Origin of the sequence: Armatimonas sp. (assembly GCF_043757465.1) — a bacterium.
In the GTDB taxonomy this organism is placed as follows: domain Bacteria; phylum Armatimonadota; class Armatimonadia; order Armatimonadales; family Armatimonadaceae; genus Armatimonas.
Window position 1 is genome coordinate 1 of record NZ_JAYVPL010000088.1, and the last position, 5757, is coordinate 5757.

Below are 5757 nucleotides of genomic sequence, written 5' to 3' on the forward strand. Positions count from 1 at the left end.
AGGTTGAGCGATCATGGTAAATTCCTTTGGTTTCGTCACCTAAGAAGATACCCGCTCCGCCTGCCGAACCCGCTGCACAAACTAGCACACCCCGTAGTAGGTGTTCCGCATCAACAAAATCTTCGCCATTGTTTTCCGCGGCTACCTGAGCAAAGTAGACCGCACGTTGCGCCTGTTCGGTGAACTGCTGCCACATGGCTGGGATCGCTAGCCCTTCTCCAGGATGGCGTCACCGACGCCTGAGGTGACTTTGATCTGCACACTGCCGCCACGTCCGAGCGTGCCGGTGAGCAGACCGCCGGTGTCACCGACGGAGCGGGGGCGGCGGGTAAGGGGGAAGTCGGAGCGGAACTTGCCGGTCTGGGTGCTGACGGTGGCATCGCCCTTGGTATTGCTGGGGATCTTGATCTGTACCGTCCCCACACTCGCGGACACACTCAGGCTCTGCTTGGGGGCGGACTTGAGCTGCGCAAGTATGCTGCCCACTTGTGTTTGGAGCACTATCCGGTTCGCCGTATTGGTCTCAAGGGTCGTGCGAATAGATCCCACCTTTAGAGTTGCCTGGAGGTCGTTGACCGTGCCATTTAGCTCGAGATCACCTGTCTCCATTCCAATGACAGTGCCACCTTTGAGAACTTTGAGGTTGTCGAGCTTCACCAGTCCATTGCCACTCTTGATCGTCAGCGCTCCCGCCTCACCTGAGATTACCGTTGTGCCCACAACAAGGCTGCTGGTGAGGCGCAGTCCCACGGGGATATGTACCTCGATATCGAGCTCCACTTCGGGAGCATCTTCGGTGTATCGCTCCGTGCGCAGGTCGTCTGGAATCACATCCTCTAAAACCAGTGTGCCTCCAGCAGTGTCGTATTTCGGGGTGGTTCTCTGGATGGTGGATAGCGCGAGGGGTTTATCTTTTGCGCGGACGGTTCGGAAGGCTCTGATCTGAATCTCGTTCTTACGATCGGTATCAATGTGAATGGTTCCAACGACACCTTTGATTACGACTGCTGTGATGCCTTGGGCCGGGAACTCCCACTTGTACTCTTTCTTCTCCTCCACGGTCGCGTGGGCGCTTGTCGCGATCAGAAGGGCACTCAGTGTGGCAATGATTCTCATAGATGGTAGTTCCTAGTGTACCAGAACGTCTCCTAGCCACGCGGCTGTGACAGCTCCTGTTACGGTTGCTAGTATATTTACGGCATCATTGCGCAGCCAGTTTAGTCCACGTGCTGGTTTGCCATGGGGGATTTCACTCCAGCGTCCGGTTTTTTCATCGCGCCACTGTGCCTGAAGAGTCGCCCCCAGCACGGAATCCGCGAGTGCTCCCACAAACCCCGCCAGCGTGACGGCGAGAAAAAGCTCTCCGCGCCCCCAATAATAGGGGAGCCAGCCGAGAAGCGCCGCGCCTGCGAGTGCTGCCAGCGTTCCGAGAGGGGAGATCGCACCTGACTCACCGGGTTCGGCTGGCACGAGATTGGTGATCCGTCGTGGTTTGCCCCCAAAGAGCGAGCCGATCTCCGTCGCCCACGTGTCGGCATTGGCGGCAGCCAGTGCGCCTAGCATCGCCTCAGGATAGCCCAGTACGGCACAGAGCGCGGCAACTCCTCCGTTGGCGAGCACTTGCCAGGCATCGCGCTGACCTGATTTCTCAAACCCGAGTTTCTCTTTTTTGTGCTTGCCGAGCTTGGAGAGTGCCGTGGAGGTTCCAAAGAACGCGAGGAGGGCACCCGCCGCCAGCCAGCCGCCGAACGCCAAGTGACAAAAGCCCACGCCCGCCGCCGCCAGAGCGCCCCGGGCCGTGAGTGCTCTCACCCGCCAGGCAACAAACCCCGCGAGAGGGGCACCGAGTGTGGCGGCAAGAAGGGGAGTCATAGTGAAGGTATTTTAGCGCAGACGGACAAAAACAACCTATAAGCCAAAGTCCTACCTGCCGAAAATACGGGTATGAAGAGCCTTCCCCTCTGGCAGAGGAGTGCGATTGCCGTTGCCTATCTCGTCTTTGCCCTGATGCTCGGTCAGGTGCTACTGACAAGCCTTACGTACAACCAGGGGTACCTGGGGTACTCACTCGACGATCCCTACATCCATCTGGCTCTGGCTAAGAACCTGGCACATGGGCACTACGGCCTCAATCCGGGAGAGATTTCCGCTCCCGCTTCAAGCATCCTCTGGCCGTTCTTGCTGGTTCCTGGCTTCTGGTTGGGGGGGGCGCTCTGGTTGCCTCTTATCTGGAATATCTTAGCGGGGGCGGGGGCGATCTGGGTGGCGGGGCTGATTGTCGGGGTTGCACTGCGGCGTGCGCCGCAGGAGCGCCAGAGACTTATGGGGATAATCCTGCTGGTGGGCTTTGTCTTTGCGACCAACTTGATTGGGGTGATCTTTACTGGGATGGAGCACACCCTGCACCTGTTTCTCTCGCTGGCGGCTCTCTGGGGGCTGGTGCGGGAGCGTGAAGAAAACAGGGCTCCGTGGTGGCTGGCAATAGTGCTGGCACTGGGGCCGCTAGTACGCTACGAGGGGCTGGCACTGAGCCTGCCGGCGATTGGCTATCTGATACTTGCCCGTCGGCGCTTTAGTACGGCAGGACTGGCGTTAGTGCTGCTTTTCGTGCCCCTGGTGGGCTTCTCGGTCTATCTGCACTCTCATGGTATGGGCTGGCTGCCAAGCTCCGTGGTGGCCAAGTCCCGGCAGTACTTACAAAATACAACGGCACTGGAGCGGGTCTGGTTCAATATTTCCTCGAATCTGTGGCGGCTGGAGGGAACACAGATTGTGGTGCTGATTGCCCTGGTGCTGCAGGGAGCGCTCCGTCGCTCCACGCGCTGGCTGTGCGTCTGGGCCGGGTGCGGGGCGATTCTTCACCTGATCGGAGGGCGTATCGGCTGGTTTGCACGCTACGAGGTCTATCTGGTGGCGGTGCTGCTGGCGGCGCTGGCTCTCTCGCGGAGCCGGTGGCTGGCCAAGACACGTCCGCTGGGGCTGGTGGCAGCGGCTCTGGGAGCCAGTGCACTCTATCTACAACCCGCTCTGGAGACACCTGAGGCCACCAACGATATCTACATCCAGCAGTACCAGATGCAGCGCCTGGCCCGGATGTGGGATGGCCCGGTGGCGGTCAATGATATCGGCTGGGTGACGCTCACGGCGGAGCACTATGTTCTCGATCTCTATGGTCTGGGTAACCTGGAGGTGCTGACACGAAGCCAGCGCGAGCCGATGTCGGTCTGGGCACAGGAGCTGGCCCTGCGCCATAATGTCCAGCTGGTGATGATCTACGATTCCTGGTTCCCCCCCCAGCTCTTGCCCGCTACTTGGAGACGTGTGGGAACTCTGGCAATGGATCGAAAAGCAGTTACCTCGGCGCAGAACCAGGTAGCGCTCTTTGCGACAACCCTGGAGGCGGAGCAGCGCCTGAAGGCTCTCCTGCCCGAGTTTGCCAAAAAACTTCCCTCCAAGGCGCTCGTCGCCTATGCCGATGGGACAATTATCCCCTCGCAGAGCCCGGAGCCCCCGCAGCTAGCGGCTCGCTAGAAAGAGAATGATCAAGAGCGGCAGATCGGCGGCGAGGGCATGGAGCAAGATCGCATCCCCCAAAGTTTCCGTAATATCGGCGACCTCTCCCAGCGCGAAGCCAATGGTCATGACACCCAGCACAGCAAGGGGCGCGACCCAGAGCGGGGCGATGAGAAAGATCGGGAGGCTGTGCCACGCCCCGAAGAAGAACGCGACAGAGAGCGAAGGGAGGGGCTGGCCCGGCACAAAACTTCGTAGCCGCAGGCCACCACGCCAGAAAAGCTCCTCGACCAGCGGGTTGCCGATCAGAAAGTAGGGGAAGAGCCACAGAAAGCTTGCCTTCGTCACACCAACTGTGGCGAGGCGCTCGATCAGGAAATCCGCTGGCAGAACCCACTTTCCCAGGAGCTGGTAAAGTCCCACAAGCACGAGATTGCTAACCAGGGCAATGCCTAGATGGGTTTTCAGCGGCCACTGTGGACGAAGACGGCACGCGAAGCCGCCGAGCCGCCAGGTGCCGTAGAGGCAGACACAGGCATAAAAGAGAAACGCTAAAAATGCGGAGTGGAAGAGAAAAAGGCCCGCCGCGACGGCGGGCCAGGGAAGCAAGGCCAATCCCAACAAAGCTCCCCTGCTTGCGGGGGCGGCGCTAGAAAATCGCGTTTTCGGTCTCTTTGTCGAAGACATGGCAGTGTTCGGCGTCTATCACAATGTCCAGCGGGGCATTCTCTTTGGCGATCGTACTGGCATCCACCACGGAGACGAGCGCATTGCCGCCGAGATCAATGTAAAGATTTGAGGTCGCCCCCATCTGCTCGATCACTTCGACGCGCGCCCGCACGACGTTCTCAGGCATCCCCGATACCAGTGACTTGTCGTTAAGATGCTCAGGGCGGATGCCGAAGATGATTTCCTTGCCGACGTAGGGCGCTAAAACGCTGGCACGCTCGGCGCTGAGAGTCACGGAGAAGCCGCCGCAGCTAATTACCGGGCGGTTGCCCTCCATTGTGACTTTCGCGTTGTTCACGAAGTTCATGGGGGGCATGCCGATAAAGCCTGCTACAAACATATTGGCGGGGTGGCGGTAGATGTTCTGCGGAGTGTCGCACTGCTGGAGCAGACCGTTGTTCATGACTGCGATCCGCTGGCCCATGGTCATGGCCTCGACCTGGTCGTGGGTGACATAGATCGTGGTCACTTTGAGCTCGCGATGAAGGTTGATCAGCTCGAAACGTGTCTGGACACGCAGCTTGGCATCCAGGTTCGAGAGGGGCTCGTCCATCAGAAACACTTCCGGCTCGCGGACAATCGCACGGCCCAGTGCCACACGCTGTCGCTGCCCGCCCGAGAGCGCTTTGGGTTTGCGGTCTAAGTAATCGGTGATATCGAGCTTTCTCGCCGCCGCCTGGATCTTGGCATCAATGCTGGCCTCGATCTCTTTGTACTGCGGCGAGAACTTCTGCCAGATCGGGGGGAGCATGCGTAGACGCAGCCCGAAGGCCATGTTGTCATAGACACTCATGTGTGGGTAGAGCGCGTAATTTTGAAAGACCATGGCGATATTGCGATCTCGCGGCGGCACGTCGTTGACAACGCGCTCCCCGATAAGAATCTCGCCGCTGGTGACTTCCTCAAGCCCTGCGACCATACGCATCGTCGTGGTCTTGCCGCAGCCCGACGGCCCGACTAGCACCATAAACTCGCCATCATGTATCTCAAGATCGAGATCTTTAACAGCATTTACTTCCTTCTTGGACTGCTGATCCACGAAGGTCTTGTTCAAATTGCGAAGAATGACTTTTGCCATAATTGTCCTGCCAGGAGTATAACCTAGTCCGGCGGCTTCGGCAACTACTTCACTTCGGCGACAATCACTTTCACTGCATTTCCCGCCACATCAGTGAGGCGGTAGTTTCGGCCATTGAAGAAATAGGTGAGCGTCTCGTGATTAATTGCCGTTGAGAAGTTAAACGTCAAAGGCATGGTCAGAAACTACTGCCTCTCCAAAAGCATCTCTGATGCGTCGTGGTCGCAGTTTCGTACCATTCTGACGAATAAGGCTTCAAGTGCCAGTCGTCAGTTGGTCGAAATAAACCCTGCCTACACGAGCCAAATGTGTTCCCGCTGTGGGAACATCGCAAAGAAGCCATTGAAGGAACGCTGGCATCACTGCCCGATTTGCGGGTTGTCGCTTGACAGGGACACCAACGCCGCGTTCAATATCCTCAAAGCCGCTATGGGACA

General features: G+C 58.5%; 7 protein-coding genes and 1 pseudogene. 2 read left to right on the plus strand and 6 right to left on the minus strand.

The genetic code is table 11. From position 1 onward, the window contains the following. From ACH2ED_RS11685 to ACH2ED_RS11695, 3 genes and pseudogenes are all read right to left on the minus strand, one after another. Positions 1-196 (minus strand): annotated as a pseudogene (locus tag ACH2ED_RS11685) (hypothetical protein); the annotation flags it as partial. Positions 197-207: 11 nt separating this feature from the next. After that, positions 208-1116, minus strand: coding sequence for a hypothetical protein (locus tag ACH2ED_RS11690; RefSeq protein WP_395091208.1), 909 nt, complete (start codon positions 1114-1116; stop codon positions 208-210). A 12-nt stretch (positions 1117-1128) separates the two neighbouring features. Beyond that, positions 1129-1872, minus strand: a complete 744-nt coding sequence (locus ACH2ED_RS11695) for a DUF92 domain-containing protein (RefSeq protein ID WP_395091209.1) — start codon at positions 1870-1872, stop codon at positions 1129-1131. 72 nt (positions 1873-1944) lie between these two features. Here ACH2ED_RS11695 and ACH2ED_RS11700 point away from each other — a divergent pair, with 72 nt between their 5' ends. Further along, entirely contained in the window at positions 1945-3531 is a 1587-nt protein-coding gene (locus tag ACH2ED_RS11700) for a hypothetical protein (RefSeq protein ID WP_395091211.1), read from the plus strand. On the opposite strand, the gene ACH2ED_RS11705 is transcribed toward ACH2ED_RS11700, so the two are convergent. From ACH2ED_RS11705 to ACH2ED_RS11715, 3 genes are read right to left on the minus strand one after another with little or no spacing between them, the layout of a single operon-like run. Beyond that, a complete protein-coding gene (locus ACH2ED_RS11705; RefSeq protein ID WP_395091213.1) occupies positions 3517-4128 on the minus strand; it encodes a CPBP family intramembrane glutamic endopeptidase in 612 nt (203 codons plus the stop codon). The two genes, ACH2ED_RS11700 and ACH2ED_RS11705, sit on opposite strands and share 15 nt — an antisense overlap. Before the next feature lie 34 nt (positions 4129-4162). Next, complete coding sequence (locus ACH2ED_RS11710; protein WP_395091215.1) at positions 4163-5320, minus strand: ABC transporter ATP-binding protein; 1158 nt, start codon at positions 5318-5320, stop codon at positions 4163-4165. 44 nt (positions 5321-5364) lie between these two features. Beyond that, on the minus strand, positions 5365-5496 hold the full coding sequence (locus ACH2ED_RS11715) for a hypothetical protein (RefSeq protein ID WP_395091216.1): 132 nt from the start codon (positions 5494-5496) through the stop codon (positions 5365-5367). Here ACH2ED_RS11715 and ACH2ED_RS11720 point away from each other — a divergent pair. Further along, positions 5495-5757: RNA-guided endonuclease InsQ/TnpB family protein (locus ACH2ED_RS11720; RefSeq protein WP_395091218.1), on the plus strand; the 263-nt coding region annotated here is incomplete at its 3' end. The two genes, ACH2ED_RS11715 and ACH2ED_RS11720, sit on opposite strands and share 2 nt — an antisense overlap.

Excerpts from the sequence above, each read along its gene's own strand:
- ACH2ED_RS11690 (WP_395091208.1), bottom strand. The coding sequence starts at position 1,116 with ATGAGAATCATTGCCACACTGAGTGCCCTTCTGATCGCGACAAGCGCC.
- ACH2ED_RS11695 (WP_395091209.1), bottom strand. The coding sequence starts at position 1,872 with ATGACTCCCCTTCTTGCCGCCACACTCGGTGCCCCTCTCGCGGGGTTT.
- ACH2ED_RS11700 (WP_395091211.1), top strand. The coding sequence starts at position 1,945 with ATGAAGAGCCTTCCCCTCTGGCAGAGGAGTGCGATTGCCGTTGCCTAT.
- ACH2ED_RS11710 (WP_395091215.1), bottom strand. The coding sequence starts at position 5,320 with ATGGCAAAAGTCATTCTTCGCAATTTGAACAAGACCTTCGTGGATCAG.
- ACH2ED_RS11715 (WP_395091216.1), bottom strand. The coding sequence starts at position 5,496 with ATGCCTTTGACGTTTAACTTCTCAACGGCAATTAATCACGAGACGCTC.